Source organism: Clostridium sp. AF32-7AC (assembly GCF_003477925.1).
GTDB lineage: Bacteria > Bacillota > Clostridia > Lachnospirales > Lachnospiraceae > Otoolea > Otoolea fessa.
In genome coordinates, this window is sequence record NZ_QUEG01000011.1 from 1 (window position 1) to 19,135 (window position 19,135).

The window sequence follows — 19,135 nt, forward strand, 5'->3', positions numbered from 1 at the left end:
GACTTGTTAGTTCAATTAGCAAACGGAAGAATCCAGGCTTGTATTGTGGATACTTACTGTCCACCGGAAGAATATGAATGCCACGAATTATTCGAGTCTGAAATCATCTGCATCTGCGCTCCCACTCATCCGCTGGCCGGAAAAACCGTAGATTTTAAAGAATTACATCCCTATCGGTTGATTTTCAGAGAAGAAGGTTCAAAATCCTATCTCAATCTGCGTTCTATTCTTCACGGTTACAATCAGGACATACATAATTTCGCCTCTTTTGTAGAAGTCGGAACCATCAATACCGTTCATAATCTTGTCATTGAAAATGTTGGTCTCTCATTTGTATACAAGTTTGTCGTACAGAAAAAACTGGATCGCGGTGTTATGAGCCAGATTTTTATTAACGATTTTAAAAGCAAAACCTTCATTAACTATGTATGGATGAAGAACAGCTTTTTCGCTGAAAAAAACAGGGAATTCCTGGATATATGCAAACATTATCTTGCCAGTCTGGGAGATCTGAATTTATAAGAAGAAATGTGCCATGGCACATAGAACGAGGTTTCCTATGGCAAAACAGCCGCTCCGCAATCTTATTGATCGCGAAGCGGCTGTCGACACTTATGTATAAGCTTTTCATACTTCTATTGCATATCTTAACTTAATTAATTCCCTCTGTAAATTTATCAGGTGCTACCTTTGCCTTCACCTTCATTATTACATAATAGGTAATACCGGTTATAATCAGAGATTGTGCCGGCGGAATTCCAATTACTACAACATAGGTTGTAATATAGCCAACTGCAATTCCCACAATCATTGCAATTGTAGCCATAAAATTCCATCCCTGCTTATCTTCCCACACTCCCTTTCTGAGGAAGAAATCAACAAACATAACCCCTGCAATGGCCGGATAAAGAAGAGCAGCCAGACTAAGCAGTTTCTGTAAATTTTCCAGAATACCCGTAAAACAAAGAAGAAGTGATAAAAATGTACCTGCGGCCGTTACAATCGCTCTTCCTTTATTTGTTTTTATATTCAGCATATTGGAGAAAGAAAGTCCCATTGTATAGTTATTTACAAGCTGACTGGTCCAGGCAGCAAGCCAAAGAACAATAAATCCCCAGATAGGAAATCCTAAGTTTTCCATAACTGCAACAATATCTGCAGTTCCATTTCCTGCTCCCATGATGGCACCAATAAAAAGAAGCGGAATACCAATTGCAACAATTCCAATCGGAATTAAAATATTATCCTTCCAACACGGTTTTGCATATCTTGTATAATCAGCAGAAATAACAAACTGCGATACATTCATGCCAAGTATCATCGTCACACCGGCAGCAAATGAAATCTCACCGCTTCCTTCGTAACTAATAATGTTCGACCATCCAATGTTCTTTAATGCCAGGTAAATACCAACAATGCACAGAAGAATTCCACCAGGAACCGCAAAATAATCCGTCCATTTCATAGATGAATATCCAATAACAGAAGGAATTGCGAACAATATTCCTGCGACAATGGTGGTAATCATCCAGGCAGTTCGATTAACTGTATAGTCAATTCCCAAAACTGCACAAAACGCATTGCCTGTTACCGATGTCTGAACGGCCCACCAGCCCATACTGATAACACCGATAACTAGTGCGATAATAAATTTTGCCTGTTTGTCGCCAAATCCTTGTTTTGCAATTACGGAAGAGGAAAGACCTGTTTTGGCTCCCATATATCCACTGATAGCATTTCCTACCCATGTTAAGCATATGAAAGTGAACAGTACAACCGGTATGATTCCTTTTAAGCCAAATGCGCCTATTAATGTAGAACCTATCATCAACAAGGTGACACTGAATTCAAGGCCTCCGAAAATAAATGCCGGTGCTGTCCAATGCTGCCGTTGATTTAGCGGTACCGGGGTCATCGGATCATCTATAATCACCGTTTTTTCTTTTTCTAATTCTTTTCCCATACAATCTCCTTCCTATATTTTGTTATAAACTTCTTCACGTCTCATTAATCTCCACGGGATGGTTTCTTTCGCTTTCTCCAAACATTCCTTTTTGAGCACAACACGTGTGTAGGATTCTTCTGATGTGCATAATCTGGCAAGCGTTGTTCCATCCGGATTCGAAACAGTTGTATTACCACAATACTCCACGTCCCCGGATGCCCTGTTTAATCCAACCGTATAAACCTGGTTTTCTGCTGCTCTTATACTGCTGCATCCGGAAAACAGATAATCCCAACCCGGATTCCACGCGCTCGGATACATAATCACATCTGCGTTCTTTTTTAATGCTAAAGATTTTGCCAATTCTGAGAATCCAAAATCCGCACAAATTAACAATCCAATTGTCCAGCCTTTAAACGAAACCGTAACCAGCTCTTCTCCTTTCGCAAAAAAATCATTTTCCTTATCCCATAAATGAATTTTTTTGTACTCTCCCAAAAGTGTTCCTGTTTCATCCCAAATACAGGCAACATCATAATGCTGGTTTCCCTCTTTTTTATTAATTCCGGCCATGATTGCTATCTTATATTTACTGGCAAGCTCTGAGAAAAAAAGTGCTTCCCTATCTGAAATTATGGCCTTTTCAAAATTGTATCCGCTGATACAAAGTTCCGGAAAGCAAAGAAGATCTATGTCGTCAGAAGAATGGTTTCTAACAAGTTCTTCTATATGAGCACAGTTTTTTTCGATATTTCCTTCCTGGATAGATAATTGAATAATTCCTAGCTTTAACATATGTCCTCCTTTTTAAACTTACTTTTTTTCAATTTAATCCAAATATTCGATCCTTTTCTCCTTTCATTTTCATACTTACTCACGAAATTACGTTTCTTTTCTTGATTTTATCACGCAAATCAAACAAAATAAAATCATATTATTTTATAAAGTAATAAATCGTCATTATACCGACTATAGTCTGAATTCAAGTCTGTCGTCATTTAGATATAAAAATATAGTAAAAGCCCCGGAGTTTTGTGATTCCGGGGCTTTTACTATATTTTGATACCGGATTGCTATGTGCTTCGCACTTTCGCAATCCTAAAACTATTCAAACATTGCGCTCTCAGCGCCTTCAATCTGAAGATTGGTCTGATAGAATTTGGTCAGAGCACTGATTGCATACTCCACATCCTTCACACCGGCTGTCTCGTAGCAGGAGTGCATACCAAGCTGCGGAAGACCGATATCTACCGCATGGACGCTGACCTGTGTATTGGACAGATTGCCCAGTGTGGAACCGCCTGCGCTGTCGCTGCGGTTTGCAAATGCCTGAACCGGTACACCAGCTTCATTGCAGATATTGGTAAATACTGCACGGCTGAATGCGTCCGTGGTGTATTTCTGGTTCGCGCTCTCCTTGATGACGATACCTTTGTTCATCCAGGAGCAGTTGACTGCATCCGTCTTCTCCCCGTGGTTCGGGTGAACGGCGTGTGCGTTGTCGCAGCTTACGAGGAAAGAACCGGCAACTGCCTGATAGTAGTCCTCCGGCGTCTTGCCAAGTGCGCCGTTGATGCGGTGCAGGACATCCTGTAAGAAGGTGGACATCGCCCCCTGCTTCGTATTGGAACCAACCTCCTCATTGTCGAAGCAGCAGTATACGCTGACATCGCGCTCATTCTTCGCCTCCAGGAATGCTTTCATGGAAACGTAAGCGCACTGTAAGTCGTCCAGTTTCGGGCTGGAAACGAACTCGTCCGCATACCCCCAGATCGTACCCGGCTGGCGGTTTACAAGGAAGAGATCCTTCCCTAAAATGTCCTCCGCTGCCACACCAAGCTCTTTCGCAATCATCGCGTCAAACGCGCCTTTTTTCAGCTCACCGGCAGAGAACAGCGGGCATAAATCAACCTGACGGTTGTATTTGTATCCATTGTTCACCTCACGGTTGAAATGAATCGCTACGTTCGGAATGATGAGCAGGTCTTTATCGATGTACAGAAGTCTCGCGCTCACGCCCTGACCGTCTTTTACCAGTACACGGCCTGCAACGGTCAGAGGGCGGTCAAACCAGGTGTTGTCGATCATGCCGCCGTATGCTTCCACATCGAGGCGCAGATACTCGCCCGGACCATTTAACTCCGGTACATTCTTGATCTTGTAAGTCGGTGAATCACTGTGGGAGGCGCACATCTGGAAATGGTAATCGCCCAGTTCCTTTCCGACGCGGAACGCAATGATACTGGAATGGTTGCGGATCGTGTAATACGTTCCGCCCTGCTTCACGTCCCAGCAAGTTCTCTCCGGCAGATAGGTAAAACCTGCCTCATCCAGCATTCCCTTGATCGTCTCAATCGAATGAAACATACTCGGGCTGTTCTCAATAAAAGTCAATAATTCCTTCGCAGCATTCATCATGCAGACTTCCCTTCTCTCTTCTTAATCGCCGGTAAAATCAGTCCCAGTGCTACCAGAACGACTGGTGTGATGACATTCAGCATGGTTGTGTACAGATCACCCTGTTTGTACATACCTAATAAGCAGCAGGCTGCGGTCAGGATAAAGCACCATGCGCCAAAGCCCAGTGCCACTCCGTTGTTCTTCACAAAACGATACTCGCGCTCAAACTTATCTGAATGTTTGCGAAGCATGAAGTACGCAAAGAATACCCACAGATAACGCATCGGCATGGTAACCGAATTAAGCTGTGTCAGCTGGCGCAGAACCGTATCCGCATTCGGAACCAGAACCTGAGCCAGAATGATGGAACCGGACAGGATGACTACCATCCAGATACCATTGACGTAAGCGCCAAATTTGTTTTTCTTTAAGAGCTTGGTCGGGATGAACTGACGCGCATCCTCGTTGTCAAGCAGCATACGAAGCGGTGCATCGATGCTGACTACCAGCGTCGAGAACTGGCCGATCGCGTTGCAGGCTGCATAAATGATCATAATCAGGTTTCCAACGCCGTAATACTCACCCAGTTTCTGGAATGCCCAGTACTGTCCATTCGCATTGTAAGAGTCAAAATTAGCCTCAACCAAGGATACATCGAACATCATACCCATCGCGATTGTACCGAAGATCGCGCAGACGATTACCATGATCGCTGCAAAAATCATACTCTTCGGGAATCCCTTGGACGGATCCTCTACCTTGTTTACATATGGGGAGATCTTCTCACAGCCGCCGACTGCAAATACAAGGATGGACAAGCTGCTGAAATACTTCCAATCAAAATGCGGAATCAGGTTTTTCAAGCTGAAATCCACCGACAGGTAACCACCGTTCGGATTGATGACCGGTGCAGCAAACATCAGCAGAATGTACAGGATACTCATGACAAACATACTGGTTCCCGCCAGGGTAGCCAGTTTCTTTAACGGGTTTAAGCCGCGGCTTGCAACCCAGCAGAAGAACAGCAGTACCGCAAAGGTAACTAACTGAACCGCTTTCGTGTTAAAGGACGCATACTTCTCTGCGTTCTGGAAAATCATCCAACTCAGCGCTTTCAGACCGCCGGATCCCTTCGATGCGATGTAGGTGACATGGCAAGCCCAGTAGGTCCAACCTGCGTAGTATGCAGCCTTCGCGCCGGTTGTCTCATGAATCCAGGAGCTGACACCGCCGCCCGAATTCTTAAATGCGGAACCAAGCTCTCCGACCATCAGTGCGTACGGTACAAAGTACAGTGCGAACATCAGAATCCAGGAGAAGATAACCTGTGTTCCATTGAAGTATACGAAACCATTTAAAACGTTTCCAAATCCCCAGAGGGTGGAGAAACACATAAAGGAAAGCATATACCACTTGATTTTGTTTTGTTGTGATTTGTTCATATCTTATTTTCTCTCCTTACTGAAAGTATCTTTTTTATTTTCTATGCTGCGTTAATTGTCAAAAGTATTTTTTTATTAACCCAGTATTTTCCAGTCCGAATCGGTAGTATTCTGTAGTTTGTGGCTATTTTTTGTTAAATCCATACAATATGCACCTATTTTTTCCCCAAAAAAAGCGGCGATTCGAAAGAAAACGCCGCTTTTTGCCTCTTGTTTTATAAATATTTTATTATATCATTTTCGATATACACAGCTCCTCCAGCGCCACGTTAACCCCCGCGCAGAGGAAGTGCCAGAAACTTAACTTCTGTCCCTACTTCATGTAACCTTTCAGCGCCCACTCATACGTCTCGATCGCCTGCTGCAGGTTCATGTTAGCTGTCTCCTTATCGATCTGCTTTTCCAGTACGGAGACTTCCTCGCTCTTGTACTCCATCTGGGTCGTCATGCCAAGCTCCAGCTTCTTCTGCATCGCATTCATCGCCTGCGTCTCTGCTGCCAGAGACGCATCGGCAAGCTGCAGGGCTGTCTGCTTCTGCATGATGTCGTTGTAGAGTGTCTGCATACTGGAGCGGATCGTCTGCTCCTGGTTCTTGATGGTGCGGTCCATGTTTTTCTTATCAGCTGAACCTTCTGCCATATTGGCATAGCCGCGCTTATTGGACTGTAAGGACAGGTTCTGTTGGAGCGCCGTCTGTGTGTCCGCCGCCAGGTTCATTGCCGCGATCCGTCCAAGATCCGCCTGCGGCAGATCCTGGATATCCGGTTCCGCGTCATAGGTCCAGCCGGTCTGGACGCAGAGCTGCTGGTGCTGGGTCTGAAGCCCCGCTTTCGTCTGTGTCAATGTGGATTGAAGCGACTGCAGCGATTTCTGTGCATTTAACACATCAATCTGGGTCGCCTGACCGAGCTGCTGGCGTTTCTGAGTCATCTGCAGTGTCAGTTCCTGCAGTTCCAGCGATTTCTCCATCAGCGGAATTGTCTTTTTGACCTGATTATACGCCGCAAACGCTGCCTCTACCTGTACCACGACCGCATCCTGGCTGTTCATATAGTCCAGACGGTCCATCTCGCTGTCGCGGTAGGAGGCATCGGCCGACTGCTGCGTTTTTAATGCATTCTGCTCGACCATCACCGATGCAGACATCAGGCTGGCATACGCACTTGCCATGCCCGGCACTGCCAGATAATCCTCAATCTGGTCTGCCTGATCCCGCAGGTTATCCGCGCTGTCATACAGGTCATTTGCCTGATTGTACTGCTTATCCTGCACTTCCTTCGCATTCTTTGTATCGCGTCCTGCCTGATAGGTTGTCTGGTTGTTTAAATACGTCGGGTTGTACTCCTGTACCAGATACGGCAGCTCGCTGTATTCCATCACATTGTCCTGAAGCTTCGCCCATGTATCCGCATCGTAGGCGAACTGCGGGCTGGCAGCCAGCGCCGCAAATGATCCCTGCAATGCCAGAACCGCTGCTGCCGCTGCGCTCAGAAGCGCCGTTTTCCTTCTTCTATGTTTCATTTCCGGTTCCTACTTCCTTTCTGTTCCCATTCACGTTACGGTTCACGCATACGTGTCCAGTAACGGAATTTGCCGTGGCTTCGCATTTAAATACGGCAAATTCCTGACGAACTACTTGCTTACAATCAGGCCTCTAACTGCCCACTCATAATTTTCCACCGCTTTGGTATATTCCAGCTCGGCGGTCTTATACGATGCCACGCTGCTGAGCCAGGAACACTCAAGCCCCAAATAATTGGCTCTTGAGAGCATTCCCAGTGCGTTCTGGCGCTTTGCCGCCTCGTAACTCTGCGCGGCCGCCTGATATCCGGCTGCTGCACTGTCATACGCCTGCTTCTTGGATACTACCGCCGCATAGAGGTTCTGGATTGTGATCGCCACCGAATCCTCGGTATAAGCAACGTTTCTTTTTTTGACCGTACGGTTGGAAGAACCCGTTGCCTTATTTGCACGTACCGACATCAGATCATAATTCGCACTGACTGCCGCCTGTGTATCGGTACCCAGATCCATTGCCGCGATCCGGGACGCATCCGGAACCGGCACATCCGCAAAGGTTACCGGCGCATCCGCGCCAAATCCAAGTAGCATTAAAATATTCTGTTTGAGCTGCAATGCCCCGTTTTCTGCCTGCTGGGCGCTGGAATTGGCCTGTTGCAGCGCCTTCTGCGCCGTCAGGACCTCCTGCGCGGAAGCACGGCCGAGCGCCTGCATCTTCTGTGCGGCATCGGCATTTACCTGGCACATTTCCACATTCTTTTTCGCTGTTTCCACCTGCGGGAGCAGTTCCTCATACTGGATGAGCAAGTTCTGCACCGCCTTGACTAACTTATTCTTTGTCTGACGCAGGGTCCGGGCATAGGTGCCGGAAAGCTCCTTGTTCGTAAGCTTTGCCCCCTGTTTGCGCAGCTCTCTCGCTGCCGCCTTGTAGCCCTCAAACAGCTCTCTCGTCTCCGCATCCATATCGTCGGACTTCAGGTCCATCGCATCTTCCATGAGGGCGCTCGCCTCTGCCGCCAGGGCAGTTCCCGCCGACTGGCTGGTCGTCTGGCTGTAGAGCTGGGAACGCAGGTTTAAGTACGTGCTGTTGTACCCCTCGATTCGCCATGCGATCTCGCCATATTCCAGCGTCCCATCCTCTAGCTGTTCTTTGGTGTACGGGGAAGTTTCCTCCTCCACCTCGGTATTGCCGCCCGTCAGCACCGGACCGGTCGCATCGTCGCCAACCAGCGCATCTGAGCCGATCCCCGGCGTTTTAGCCGCATATGCCGGCATCGTCATAGCCGTGCTGACTAACGCCGCCTGTAAAAGAATGGCAAACAGTTTTTTCCTGTTTTTCTTCATCTTACTCATCTTCATTTCCTTTCGGCGCTCTGCGCGCCCGCTCCCGATTCTATCCCAGCGCCCCGTTTCAGGATGCCGAGTGTCAGGGCAAACCGTTCCCGGATACGGTTTTCCGGAACTCCGTCGTGAAAGCTCTTGATCTCCATCGCGATCGCCATCATCGCCATGCGGAAAAAACTCATATATTCCTCCCAGCCCATCTTCCGCAAGGATTTTCCCACGCACGACTCATAGGCGGCACGTTCCAGCTTCCGTCCACGCACGGCGCGTGGACTGTCCGGATCGGAGCTGAATATATCAAAGATCAGCGCCTCGCGGCTGCTGCACTCCATGATGTTGCGGATGAAATCGGTGCGTCTCTCATCGCGGCACAGGGCAAGCGAACCGTTTAAAAACTGCCCTAACATCTCCCAGATGTCCCCCTGCGCCTCTTCAAGGCAGCGCACGCCGCACTCATAAAATTCATTGATAAAACTCTCACACAGATATCCTAAAACATCCCATTTACTGTCAAAATACGTATAAAAACTGCCCCGGGAGATCCCGGCATCTTCTATCATACGGTTGAGCGATGCTTTTTCTATCGTTGTCCGCGTATATTCAGCCATACACGCGTCCCGGATTTTCTTCTGTTTTTCCTCCGGCAATCGCTTAAATCGTTCCGACGGCATCTTCTTCTCCCCCTTTTTCTATCCGTACAGGCAGCTTCCCCGCCCCGGGTCCGCCGCCTGACAGATTCACTGCTTAACCTGCTTTTCCTTAGTCGCAGTCCAGCTTATCATACTCATCTTCTTTGCCTTTTCCCATGTTATAAACCACCCGGTAGAAGGACGGAAGCAGTACCAGCGTCAGGATCGTCGCCGCAACCAGACCGCCGACGTTTACAAGCGCTAAGCCCTGCATCATCTTGCCCGCCTTACCAAATGCCAGACAGTTCGGGATCATCGCAATGATGGTCGTCAGTGTCGTCATGCAGATTGGGCGTACACGGATCGCACCGGCTTCTACCAGCGCCTCGTCTAACGGCATCTCCATCCGCAGCTGGTTCACCGTATCCACGTATAAAATACCGTTGTTTACAACCGTACCGACCAGCATCAGGAAACCAAGCATGGAGTTCATACTGATCGGGCAGTCCGCCAGAAACAGGAATCCAAAGGAACCGATCAAACTGAACGGGATCGTTGCCATAACCATCAGGGAGAATTTCGGGGACTCAAACTGGATCGCCATGACAATGAAAATCAGAAAGATCGCTGTGACAAGCGCCATTCCCAACGCGGAAAGCTCCTCGCCCATCGACTCATCCAGGCTATTGGTCGCCATCTCAACGCCGTACGGGAATTCCCAGTTCTGCACGAAGCTCTTGACATCTTTTTCAGCCGTCTTCTTATAATCTGCCTGTGCCTGCATCGTGATCGATACCTGGTACTGTTTCTCTTTTCGTGAAATCTCCTGTGGGCTATCCTGGTAGTAGATCTCTGCCAGATCCTCCAGCGGAAGCGTATTACCCGTCGCCGTCGTGATCATCATGCCCTGCAGTTTCGCGATGGAATCGTAGCGATCCGGCGCAAATTCTACCTTCACGTCCTGATCATTGCCGTTGACGGAGATCGTCGCCGCTTTCACACCGCTTAAATTACTGTATACCATCGAACCGATGCTGGCCGGGGTCAGTCCCTCTGCCTCTGCCTTAACCGGATCCACATTTACCTTGATAACCGGCGCCGCATTCTCAACAGAAGAATGTACCTGCATAACATCCTCGCGCTTGCGAAGCTCAGTTACCAGATCATCCGCTGCCTTCTTTAGGGTGTCGTAATCGGTACTCTGCAGATCCACCTCAATTGAATCACCGCTGCTCATGCTGCTGCTCATACTGCTGCTGCCCTGTTCCAAGGTAATGGTCGCATCAACGTAGTTCTGTGTCGCATATCTCCACTTCTCGATAACCTCGTCCGTGGAAAGTTTTCTCTTATCTTTTAAGTAGGCATTCAGCGTCACATCACTTCCGGAAGTCATGCTGACACCACTGTTTCCATATGTCATCAGGTAATGATCCACATCCTCGTCTGTCTCTACCATATTTTCCAGATCGAGCACAGTGTCACGGATCGCCGATACCGAATAACCCGGTTTCGTCTTGATCGTCATCGTGACGATACCTTCATCGATCGAAGACATCAGCTCCAGGTTCAGTCTGGACGCCATGAGGATGGACAGGACAACCAGCACTGCAGTCGTTCCGAATACAAGCGCATAGCGCTTGATGACATGCGGCATATGCTTGCGATACCAGCCCTGGATGCCTTTGATTATACGTCCTGCCGGCGCATGATCCTTCTCAACCGGATGCCAGAACATATAGCAGAGCGGCACGATGATGACTGCTGAGAATAAGGAAGCCGTCATACAGAAAATGATCGTGTACCCGAGCTGTGTAAAGAGCTGTCCAGACATACCATTTAACATCAGAAGCGGAATAAATACAACACAGGTTGTCAGCGTACCGCCGGTGATCGAGCCGATCATCGTGCGCGTACCTTCCAGCGCCGCATCATAGAAATCCAGTTTTTCCTTTGCCCGGAAACATCCGTCGAGGACGTTGATCGAGTTATCAACCATCATACCTACACCGAGAACGAGCGACGTCAGGGAAATAATATTCATTGAGAATCCCATCGCCGCCATACAAATGATCGCCAATACAACGGAGATCGGAATGGACGTACCTACGATGACCGACGCACGCAAATCGCCATAGAATAAGAACAGAATGATCATGGACAGGATGATCGCCAGGATCAGGGTCTGGATTACGCTGCTTAAAGACTGTTTCAGCGTGTCACTGGCATCATCTACCACGGTGATTTTAAGACCCGGATACTGCTTTTCAATTTCCTGCACCTTCTTGGTTACCTGGTTGGAAACCTCGATCGCGGTGGAACTCTGCTGTTTTTTGATTCCCAGGGAGATAACATCTTCGCCATTGTAACGTCCGATCGAGCTTGCATCCTCCAGCGCCTCATAGACATTTGCGATATCAGAAAGATGGATCGTCTCACCGTTTGCCAGCGGAAGTACGACATTTTTCAGACTTTCCGTGCTCTTAAATTCGTTGCCGACACTGACGTCGAGATCCTGTTTTCCAACCCGGACATCGCCCGCCGGGATCGTGAAATCGGCGGCACCGACTAACTGTGCAACCGTATTCATATTCAGGTGGTACTGTGCCAGTTTTTCCGGAATCAGTTCCACGCGGGTGTAGCTATCCTGACCGCCGGCAATCGAAACCTCGCCGACCGAGCTTAATTTCTCAAACTCAGGAACAATTTTGTCATCTACATATGTATAAAGGTTCTGATCAGCGTCGCCGCTGACTGCCAGCGTAACCGTCGCCATCGAGTTGATATCCAGCTCCATGATATTCGGATCGTTGGCATCGTCCGGCAGATCGCTCTGAATGCCATCTATCGCCTTTTTCAGGTTAATGTATGCGGTATCCATGTTGGTACCGTACTCATACTGGACAATGACGATCGATACATTTTCACGGGAAATGGACTGTACCTTATCGACCGAGTCCAATGATGTGATCGCATCTTCTTCTTTCTTGGTAACCAGATCGGTTACGTCCTCCGGGCTGGCTCCCGGATACACCGTAGCGATGATTAACATCGGCATCTCCATCTCTGGCGTCAGTTCCAGCTTCATGCCCATGACGGACTGAAGGCCGAAGTACGCGATGGTAATCAGACAGAGAATGATGGTAACCGGACGCCGCAGTGCGAGTTTTGTCAGTCGAATCATTCTTTGTCACCTGCCTCTGTCGTCTCCGCTGCTGTCTCATTGTTTCCGTCTGTCTGCGCGCCATCGGTATCCTGTGCTAACAGGACTTCTCCCTGATCCACCAGCTCGTTGCTCCAGCTCACGATGACCTGGCTGTCACTCGTCAGACCCGATTTTACTTCCATATTTTCATCGTCATAGATACCTGCTTCGATCTCGGTCTTCTCCGCTTTTCCATCCTCATAGAGATATACAAACGGGGCACCGTTGTCATAGCTGACTGCATCGACCGGAACGGTCAGCACCTGGCTGACATGGTCCATGATAACCGTCATTTTTACGCGAGAACCATTCGTAAGACCTGCTGCATCCGGCACCATCGCACGCGCGTCATAAAGGCCGCTGCTCTCGTTGACCATAGATCCGATTTCGGTTACAGTACCGGTGTAATCCGCACCATTTTTCTCCAGCGTCACGCTGTCGCCCAACTCCATCGTCTGGTGGATCTTCTCGGTGATGCCGAATTTAACCTGTAACTGGCTGGCACCGGAGATCGTGCAGATCTCGCCTGCCGGAGATACATGATCATGCGGCTCGACGCTCCGGGACTCGATCACACCGTCGATCGGCGCCGTCACGGTCGTGTATTTCACCTGCAGATCGTACTGGTTCTTCGCAGATTCATAGGAAATCTTCGCATTCTGTGCGCTGTTTTGTGCCTGCTCCATCGCCTCCTGGGAGACAAAACCATCAGCAAAGAGCGCCTGGGTACGGCTTAAATTGCTGTCCGCATTCTTTAAGGCAACGGAAGCCGCATCCACCTGTAGCTTTAACGCTGTCAACGCGTCGGAATCGATCTTGCACAGCGCCTGCCCTGCCTGGACCGTATCACCCGCCTGGAAGTAAACCTCCAGCACCTCGCCGCTCATCTTCGGCATGACGCTCGCGCGGGACTGCGGCTCTACCAGTCCGGTCAGATCCGTGTACAAGCTGATGTCCTGACGAACCGGATTTTCTACTCTTACGGTTGGACGGGATTCATATTCCACCGCCGTATTCTTATGACCGCATCGGGACAAAACGACAGCGCCAACAACTACAATCGCAGCCAGCGCCAGAATCTTTCCTCTTTTTTTCATAATTTCCTCCATCTATGCTTGTTCTTGGTAAAAATTTTTCTCAGTCTATATTTTACTCATCTCGTATACACTTTGCCACTCCCAAGTTCGGACAGGTGTGTACACAAATTCGCCAAAATGTATCTATCCATGTTCATCTTTTTTTCATGGCACCCGAATTCTCCTGCCGCTGACCGTTTTTTCCGGGTACATGACAGCAAAAACGCAGAAAAAACCAACCAAATACCGCTGATTCCTCCTGCGTTTCCTTGTTCCATTTTCTAATTGATAATAATTCGTAACTGTTCAGTACCTTCACAGTCACGCGCAGACCTACTGAACAGTTACAATAATTCTCAAAACTGCCGGAAACCTGCTTTCCTAACGGACCTGCATAGGGTCACGCCCGGTGCATTTGCGGATCACGCTCATGAACGTGGCGACGCGCTCCTTCACATCCGCCTCATCCTTAAACGGCGCGTCAAACGCAACTCCCATAACCGAGAAAATGATGATCTGCACCGCCATCGCCGCCTCCGGCATCGTCAGGTTCTTAAACATACCAATCCGCTCCAGATGGTTATAAAAATACTGGTACACCTTTTCTCCCATCTGACGGCGCAGCGCCATGAACTGTACCGACTCGGACAATGCCCTGATATGCTTCTGATTTTCCATGATATACATATACAGCTGTGTCAGCGCCTTCTCCGGATCTGGCTGGCTCATCGTCTCTTCCATGACGCGCTTCATCTCGCGTTCCATCCGGTATTCCATCAAATCATATATATCTTTAAAGTAATAATAAAATGTTTTTCTTGTGATCCGGCTCCGCTCGACCAGCGCCGTGACCGTGATCTTCTCGACCGGTCTTTCCGACTCCAGCTCGATATAAGCCTCTACAATCCGTTCCTTCGTATTTCCCTGCTGCATACTCTTTTCCTCCGGCAAACCGTTGTTGTTTAAGTATAGTTTATAATTCAACAAACTGCAAGTATTGCCTGAAATTTCCATGTTCCTACTATGAATCCGCGTTACTGTTCACGGATAGGCACTTTTGGAACCGAAAGTGCCGTAAGAAAACGTGCTTACTTGTGAACAGCAGCCGATACGGCCGGTCCGATTTCGTGTTTCACACGCCCTTCCACCTGCGGCAGTTTCTGCGAGTATACAACCACCCGGTCGCCTTCCAGTATCTGCGTACCGCCGTCTGGAATGATGATCTGGCTGCCCCGCTTTATCATCACAATGATCGTATTCTTATAGAAGCGCGCCTCCGCGATCTTCTTACCACACCAGCGGTGATCTGGTGTCATCAAAATCTCTTTTAAAAGGATTCCCTGGCTGTCCGTAAAGCCCTCTGCACCCAAGACGACGGTATCCCCTTCCTGAATTACAGTCTGTCCTTTGGGCACAATCGTCTGCGCGCCGCGCCGGATCACTGTGATTAACATACCCGGAAGCATCTCGATCTCACAGATTTTACGGTTTTTCCACGGATGATTGTCCCCGATCGGAAGCTGCACGAACTGAATCTGCATATCGCCCGTATAGTCCGAGAACGTCCGCATGACATCGGTCGAGTTGTCAATCATGTCACATTTTTCTGCCACCTTCGGAAGCAGCGAACCCTGAAAAATGATGGAAAATAAAACAACGCAGAACACAATGTGGAATATATCATATTTCATATATCCCTCACTGAGCGTCGCCATGATCGCAAATACGATTGATGCCGCACCGCGCAGACCCGCCCAGGAAATAACCAGATACTGCCCGATCGGCGATTTCGACGGCGCGAGCAGCAAGCCAACCGCCGCCGGACGCGCCACAAATGTTAAAAACAATGCGATTGCGATCGACGGAAGCACGATCGACGGCATCTGCGAGGGAAACGCCAGAAGTCCCAGTAAGAAAAACAGAAGCATCTGCATCATACCGGTAAACGCATCAAAGAAGCCAACCAGCGCTTTCTGGTTCTTCAGCTCCTGATTTCCGAGGATAATACCGGTCAAATACACACTTAAGTAGCCATTTCCGCCAATCTGGGATGCAAGCGCGTAGGAAATGATTGCCGCCGCAAAGACAAAGATCGTGTCAAATCCCTCGCCATAAAAGGCATACCGCTTTAAAAGCCATGTCACCAGAAACGCGATCGCCGCGCCGGTCAAAAGCCCGAATGCGAGCTGGCGGATCAAAAGCAGAACCGCCGAACCGCCGCTCACACTCCCCGTCATCGCAGACAGCAGAATCACCGTCATCATGTACGCAAACGGGTCGTTGCTTCCGCTCTCTAACTCCAGCATGGATGCCGTGCCGTATTTGAGGTTCAGCTTGCGCGAACGCAGGATCGAGAACACGGATGCCGCATCGGTCGATCCAAGAACTGCGCCGAGAAGCATTCCTTCCATCAGTGCCATCTTAAGCACCAGATGACAGAACAGGCCGGTCAAAAGCGCCGTCAGCACTACACCCACCGAGGATAACAAAATCGACCGCCCCGCGACCGGCTTCGCCTCACTCCAGCGCGTGCCGAACCCGCCGTAAAACATGATAAAAATCAGTGCCACCGAGCAGACCTGTTCCGCCAGTGCAAAATTGCCGAATGGAATCTTAAAAATACCGTCCGATCCAAACAGCATTCCCAGCATAATAAAAATAAACAACGTCGGCACCCCCAGCCGCCCCGAAAGACGGCTTCCCGCGATGCAGACAAGGATAATAATCGCTACGACCAGAAGCGCAAATGAAGTTGAAATATGTATCATTCCTTTCTATGTTTAGTAGGTATCATAAATGTGGTGTTTTTATAATGATACAATATCTCTATGCCTCTTTCGTGTTAAGATTCCATTAAAAAGAGGAAATCTTACAGCGACAGATCTCCCTTCGCCCGCGCCCTCCGGTCGCGGATCGACTGGATCACCGGCACCAGGAACATTGCGACGATACCGCCCGCAAATCCATTGTTATAGAGGTTCATGCCCCCATACACGATCCCGACATTGAGCGCCACCGACGCGTGCAGAAAACCGGCTAACACGCCGCATAAAATTCCAAACTCTCCGGCGATCGGCGCCAGCGTCGTGGAAAAGAGCAGCGCCAGAAGTGCCGACGGATTCGTGATATCCCACGCCCGGACGGTGCTCGCAATGCAGACGCCCGCCATGATCGGGAAAATATTCCGCAAATGTTTTCCAGTCGCACTGAATCCAACGATGGTAAAGATTCCGCCGATCGTCGGTCCATTTAGGTTTCCACCGACTGCCAGCACAAAGAAGGTCGCAAACAGACCATTGAGTCCCATGTTGAGAAGCGTCACCGCACCGCCCAATTCCAGCAGGTAATCGGTACCGCCGATTCCCGTTGTCGCAAGGAGTTTTTCATACCCTAAAAGCGTATCTTTTCCGCGCCACAGCACTGCCACCACCGACATGCCTGCAAACAGGACAAATAGCAGCCCTAAAAGCATCGCATCATTGCCGGAGGACCAGATAAGACGCGCCTCCGTCTCAATTCCAAAGGACTTAAACGTGGAGACCAGGACCGTCGCAATGATGCCAGAGGCAAATCCCACATTATAAAGGGAATATCCCTTATGGGCATAGTGGGAATGCGTCGCGAGCGGTGGAAGCACGAATCCGATACAGATTCCCACCAGAATCGTCACACAGAAGCGCTGCCAGAGCGGCAGCTCCACCACGTGCATCAGCTGTGTGATGATCGGAGACAGGCTCGTTCCGTAGATGCCGACATAAATATAGTTGGATAAGTGCATTTTATGATATTTTGCATAGAGAAATACACCCAGAAAAATCGCCCAGATATTCATCAGATTTTTTCCGAACAAAGAGAATCCAAACATCAGACAGCAGGATGTGATCGTATGCCCGTCCATCTCCATCCCAAGACTATAGACAAAGTAGATGCTGATAAGCGCCATCATCCCGGCATTGACAAACGCGGCTCCCATGCCGCCGACCGCAATATAATCGGTGATCAGGAAATCCGGTTCCCTTATGATTTCATAGATACCAGTCACAATGGAGTCAAACGGCTGTATAATCAGCCCCACTGAAATGAAATAGATCGGAATCAGTGCCAGAAGAAAGAATTTCATCTCTCTGGACAGAGATTTCACTGTAGTCATATACGCACACCTTTCAAAAAAGGGATGCAAAAAAGATTCCGCATCTTTGCACCCCCGACTGTTAACATTCTATAAAAATGGTTACTATTCTATTGTATTGGATTTTCAACTGTTTTGCAACTGATTTTTTTCTCACTGTAACCCGTTATGAAACCCGTCCGACAGAACCGGCTGCCCCCATTCTCATGTGAAATTGTTACTCTTCCTCCGGCGCACTTCCCAGCACATAACCGCGCTCTTCCAATATTTCGCGCAGCTCATCAACCACCGCCCCCAGCTCTTTACCTTCCTCGTCGATCGTGATGTCTGCGTATTTCTCAAAATACGAGATCCTCTCATGGTAGAGATCCAGAAGTGTCATGCCGTCTTTCAGCGCCACGCCGCGGTCCTTGACATCGCCGACGCGTTTTACCAGCTCGTCATAAGTAATTTTCAGATAGACAACCAGTCCGATGGATTTTAAATGTTCCATCGCTTCCTTTCCGTAGATCACGCTGCCCCCCGGTGCGATGACCGCCTGCTCGGCTTCCACCCCCGCGTTGACGCGATTCTCCACATCGAGAAATCCATCCAGTCCCTGTTCTTCGATGATCTCGCGCAGACGCTTACCTTCCTGTTCCTGAATCAGCAAATCCACATCTATAAAGGAATAGCCCAGTCTCTTTGCTAAAAGCACTCCGACCGTGCTCTTTCCTGCGGACGGCATACCAATCAGGGTTACATTATTTTTCATCTTTGGCACCTCTTCTTTTTCTTTACACTCCATCCAAATGTTCCAAGAAGCTCTGAAAGCCCATAATAGCCGCCATGCGAATACACAATCGGTTCCGCCTTTGCAAGCTCCAGGCTGCCGCGCTCGTTGAGCCACTGCTCGTCCACGCTGACACCCGTTACCTCTGCCAGAAACATATGATGTGACCCCAGTTCCTTGACTTCGGTCACCCGGCACTCGATCGCGACCGGGCTTTCGGCGATCACCGGCGCCTTCACCGTCTGCGCCGGAACCGGTGTGAGCCCTGTCTCCTTCCATTTATCCACATTCCTGCCGGAGCGGACGCCGCAGTAATCGGTCGCATACGCCATCGACTCCGTCGCCAGGTTGATGACAAACTCACCGCTCTCCCGCAGCATATGGTAAGAATAGCGCTCCGGGCGCACCGAAATGTACGCCATCGGCGGGTTCGTACAGATCGTGCCCGTCCAGGCAATCGTGATGATGTTGCTGTTTCCTTCGCAGTCCGCCACTGTGACCAGCACCGCCGGAACCGGATAAATCATATTGCCCGGCTTCCACTGGGCGCGCGGTCCCGGAGTGTTCCGGATCTCCATCCGTTTTTTCAACTGTCCTTCCGGGTTCTGCCTTGCTCCTCCCCGGCGACGCTCTTCTGGCTTTCCAGCCGCTCTCTTCTGTGCCATCCCTATATC

At 49.2% G+C, this 19,135-nt stretch carries 15 protein-coding genes; 1 reads left to right on the forward strand and 14 read right to left on the reverse strand.

Translation table 11 applies throughout. The annotated features are described in order from the left end of the window. Nucleotides 1-522, forward strand: a 522-nt coding sequence (locus DWZ45_RS12905) for a LysR family transcriptional regulator substrate-binding protein (RefSeq protein ID WP_147353114.1), incomplete at its 5' end; no start/stop codon positions are given. 130 nt (nucleotides 523-652) lie between these two features. On the opposite strand, the gene DWZ45_RS12910 is transcribed toward DWZ45_RS12905, so the two are convergent. The 14 genes from DWZ45_RS12910 to DWZ45_RS12975 all read right to left on the reverse strand — a co-directional run bounded on the left by DWZ45_RS12910 (nucleotide 653) and on the right by DWZ45_RS12975 (nucleotide 19,126). Beyond that, on the reverse strand, nucleotides 653-1,963 hold the full coding sequence (locus tag DWZ45_RS12910; protein WP_118469378.1) for a cytosine permease: 1,311 nt from the start codon (nucleotides 1,961-1,963) through the stop codon (nucleotides 653-655). A gap of 12 nt (nucleotides 1,964-1,975) precedes the next feature. Further along, nucleotides 1,976-2,740, reverse strand: a complete 765-nt coding sequence (locus DWZ45_RS12915; RefSeq protein ID WP_022359566.1) for a carbon-nitrogen hydrolase family protein — start codon at nucleotides 2,738-2,740, stop codon at nucleotides 1,976-1,978. A 309-nt stretch (nucleotides 2,741-3,049) separates the two neighbouring features. Then, complete coding sequence (locus tag DWZ45_RS12920; protein ID WP_347475388.1) at nucleotides 3,050-4,363, reverse strand: M18 family aminopeptidase; 1,314 nt, start codon at nucleotides 4,361-4,363, stop codon at nucleotides 3,050-3,052. Continuing rightward, nucleotides 4,360-5,787, reverse strand: coding sequence for an amino acid permease (locus DWZ45_RS12925; protein WP_107001735.1), 1,428 nt, complete (start codon nucleotides 5,785-5,787; stop codon nucleotides 4,360-4,362). Before DWZ45_RS12925 ends, DWZ45_RS12920 begins: the two co-directional genes overlap by 4 nt. A gap of 313 nt (nucleotides 5,788-6,100) precedes the next feature. Then, on the reverse strand, nucleotides 6,101-7,309 hold the full coding sequence (locus tag DWZ45_RS12930; RefSeq protein ID WP_118469379.1) for a TolC family protein: 1,209 nt from the start codon (nucleotides 7,307-7,309) through the stop codon (nucleotides 6,101-6,103). 111 nt (nucleotides 7,310-7,420) lie between these two features. Continuing rightward, complete coding sequence (locus DWZ45_RS12935) at nucleotides 7,421-8,662, reverse strand: TolC family protein (RefSeq protein ID WP_181357260.1); 1,242 nt, start codon at nucleotides 8,660-8,662, stop codon at nucleotides 7,421-7,423. Between the two features lie 2 nt (nucleotides 8,663-8,664). After that, a complete protein-coding gene (locus tag DWZ45_RS12940) occupies nucleotides 8,665-9,324 on the reverse strand; it encodes a TetR/AcrR family transcriptional regulator (RefSeq protein WP_107001738.1) in 660 nt (219 codons plus the stop codon). An 88-nt stretch (nucleotides 9,325-9,412) separates the two neighbouring features. Continuing rightward, nucleotides 9,413-12,463 (reverse strand): efflux RND transporter permease subunit, encoded by a 3,051-nt coding sequence (locus tag DWZ45_RS12945; protein ID WP_107001739.1) that lies wholly within the window; start codon nucleotides 12,461-12,463, stop codon nucleotides 9,413-9,415. Next, the gene (locus DWZ45_RS12950; protein ID WP_227589701.1) at nucleotides 12,460-13,581 is read right to left on the reverse strand and encodes an efflux RND transporter periplasmic adaptor subunit; all 1,122 of its coding nucleotides are present in this window, start codon (nucleotides 13,579-13,581) and stop codon (nucleotides 12,460-12,462) included. The genes DWZ45_RS12945 and DWZ45_RS12950 overlap by 4 nt, the downstream gene beginning before the upstream one ends. A gap of 360 nt (nucleotides 13,582-13,941) precedes the next feature. Continuing rightward, a complete protein-coding gene (locus tag DWZ45_RS12955) occupies nucleotides 13,942-14,493 on the reverse strand; it encodes a TetR/AcrR family transcriptional regulator (RefSeq protein WP_181357261.1) in 552 nt (183 codons plus the stop codon). A gap of 155 nt (nucleotides 14,494-14,648) precedes the next feature. Beyond that, complete coding sequence (locus tag DWZ45_RS12960; protein WP_118469380.1) at nucleotides 14,649-16,328, reverse strand: potassium/proton antiporter; 1,680 nt, start codon at nucleotides 16,326-16,328, stop codon at nucleotides 14,649-14,651. A gap of 101 nt (nucleotides 16,329-16,429) precedes the next feature. Next, nucleotides 16,430-17,710 carry a DUF1576 domain-containing protein gene (locus DWZ45_RS12965; RefSeq protein ID WP_107001742.1) on the reverse strand — a complete coding sequence of 427 codons (1,281 nt, stop codon included), beginning with the start codon at nucleotides 17,708-17,710 and terminating at the stop codon, nucleotides 16,430-16,432. 196 nt (nucleotides 17,711-17,906) lie between these two features. Then, a complete protein-coding gene (locus tag DWZ45_RS12970) occupies nucleotides 17,907-18,443 on the reverse strand; it encodes a shikimate kinase (RefSeq protein ID WP_022360009.1) in 537 nt (178 codons plus the stop codon). Then, the gene (locus tag DWZ45_RS12975; RefSeq protein ID WP_338126573.1) at nucleotides 18,440-19,126 is read right to left on the reverse strand and encodes a flavin reductase family protein; all 687 of its coding nucleotides are present in this window, start codon (nucleotides 19,124-19,126) and stop codon (nucleotides 18,440-18,442) included. The genes DWZ45_RS12970 and DWZ45_RS12975 overlap by 4 nt, the downstream gene beginning before the upstream one ends. Nucleotides 19,127-19,135: the final 9 nt, after the last annotated feature.

What these genes read in the sequence shown, in the direction of transcription:
- DWZ45_RS12940 (WP_107001738.1), bottom strand. Translation starts at nt 9,324, where the DNA reads ATGCCGTCGGAACGATTTAAGCGATTGCCGGAGGAAAAACAGAAGAAA.
- DWZ45_RS12935 (WP_181357260.1), bottom strand. Translation starts at nt 8,662, where the DNA reads ATGAGTAAGATGAAGAAAAACAGGAAAAAACTGTTTGCCATTCTTTTA.
- DWZ45_RS12945 (WP_107001739.1), bottom strand. Translation starts at nt 12,463, where the DNA reads ATGATTCGACTGACAAAACTCGCACTGCGGCGTCCGGTTACCATCATT.
- DWZ45_RS12925 (WP_107001735.1), bottom strand. Translation starts at nt 5,787, where the DNA reads ATGAACAAATCACAACAAAACAAAATCAAGTGGTATATGCTTTCCTTT.
- DWZ45_RS12965 (WP_107001742.1), bottom strand. Translation starts at nt 17,710, where the DNA reads ATGACTACAGTGAAATCTCTGTCCAGAGAGATGAAATTCTTTCTTCTG.
- DWZ45_RS12910 (WP_118469378.1), bottom strand. Translation starts at nt 1,963, where the DNA reads ATGGGAAAAGAATTAGAAAAAGAAAAAACGGTGATTATAGATGATCCG.
- DWZ45_RS12955 (WP_181357261.1), bottom strand. Translation starts at nt 14,493, where the DNA reads ATGCAGCAGGGAAATACGAAGGAACGGATTGTAGAGGCTTATATCGAG.
- DWZ45_RS12970 (WP_022360009.1), bottom strand. Translation starts at nt 18,443, where the DNA reads ATGAAAAATAATGTAACCCTGATTGGTATGCCGTCCGCAGGAAAGAGC.
- DWZ45_RS12920 (WP_347475388.1), bottom strand. Translation starts at nt 4,363, where the DNA reads ATGATGAATGCTGCGAAGGAATTATTGACTTTTATTGAGAACAGCCCG.
- DWZ45_RS12915 (WP_022359566.1), bottom strand. Translation starts at nt 2,740, where the DNA reads ATGTTAAAGCTAGGAATTATTCAATTATCTATCCAGGAAGGAAATATC.
- DWZ45_RS12975 (WP_338126573.1), bottom strand. Translation starts at nt 19,126, where the DNA reads ATGGCACAGAAGAGAGCGGCTGGAAAGCCAGAAGAGCGTCGCCGGGGA.
- DWZ45_RS12930 (WP_118469379.1), bottom strand. Translation starts at nt 7,309, where the DNA reads ATGAAACATAGAAGAAGGAAAACGGCGCTTCTGAGCGCAGCGGCAGCA.
- DWZ45_RS12950 (WP_227589701.1), bottom strand. Translation starts at nt 13,581, where the DNA reads ATGAAAAAAAGAGGAAAGATTCTGGCGCTGGCTGCGATTGTAGTTGTT.
- DWZ45_RS12960 (WP_118469380.1), bottom strand. Translation starts at nt 16,328, where the DNA reads ATGATACATATTTCAACTTCATTTGCGCTTCTGGTCGTAGCGATTATT.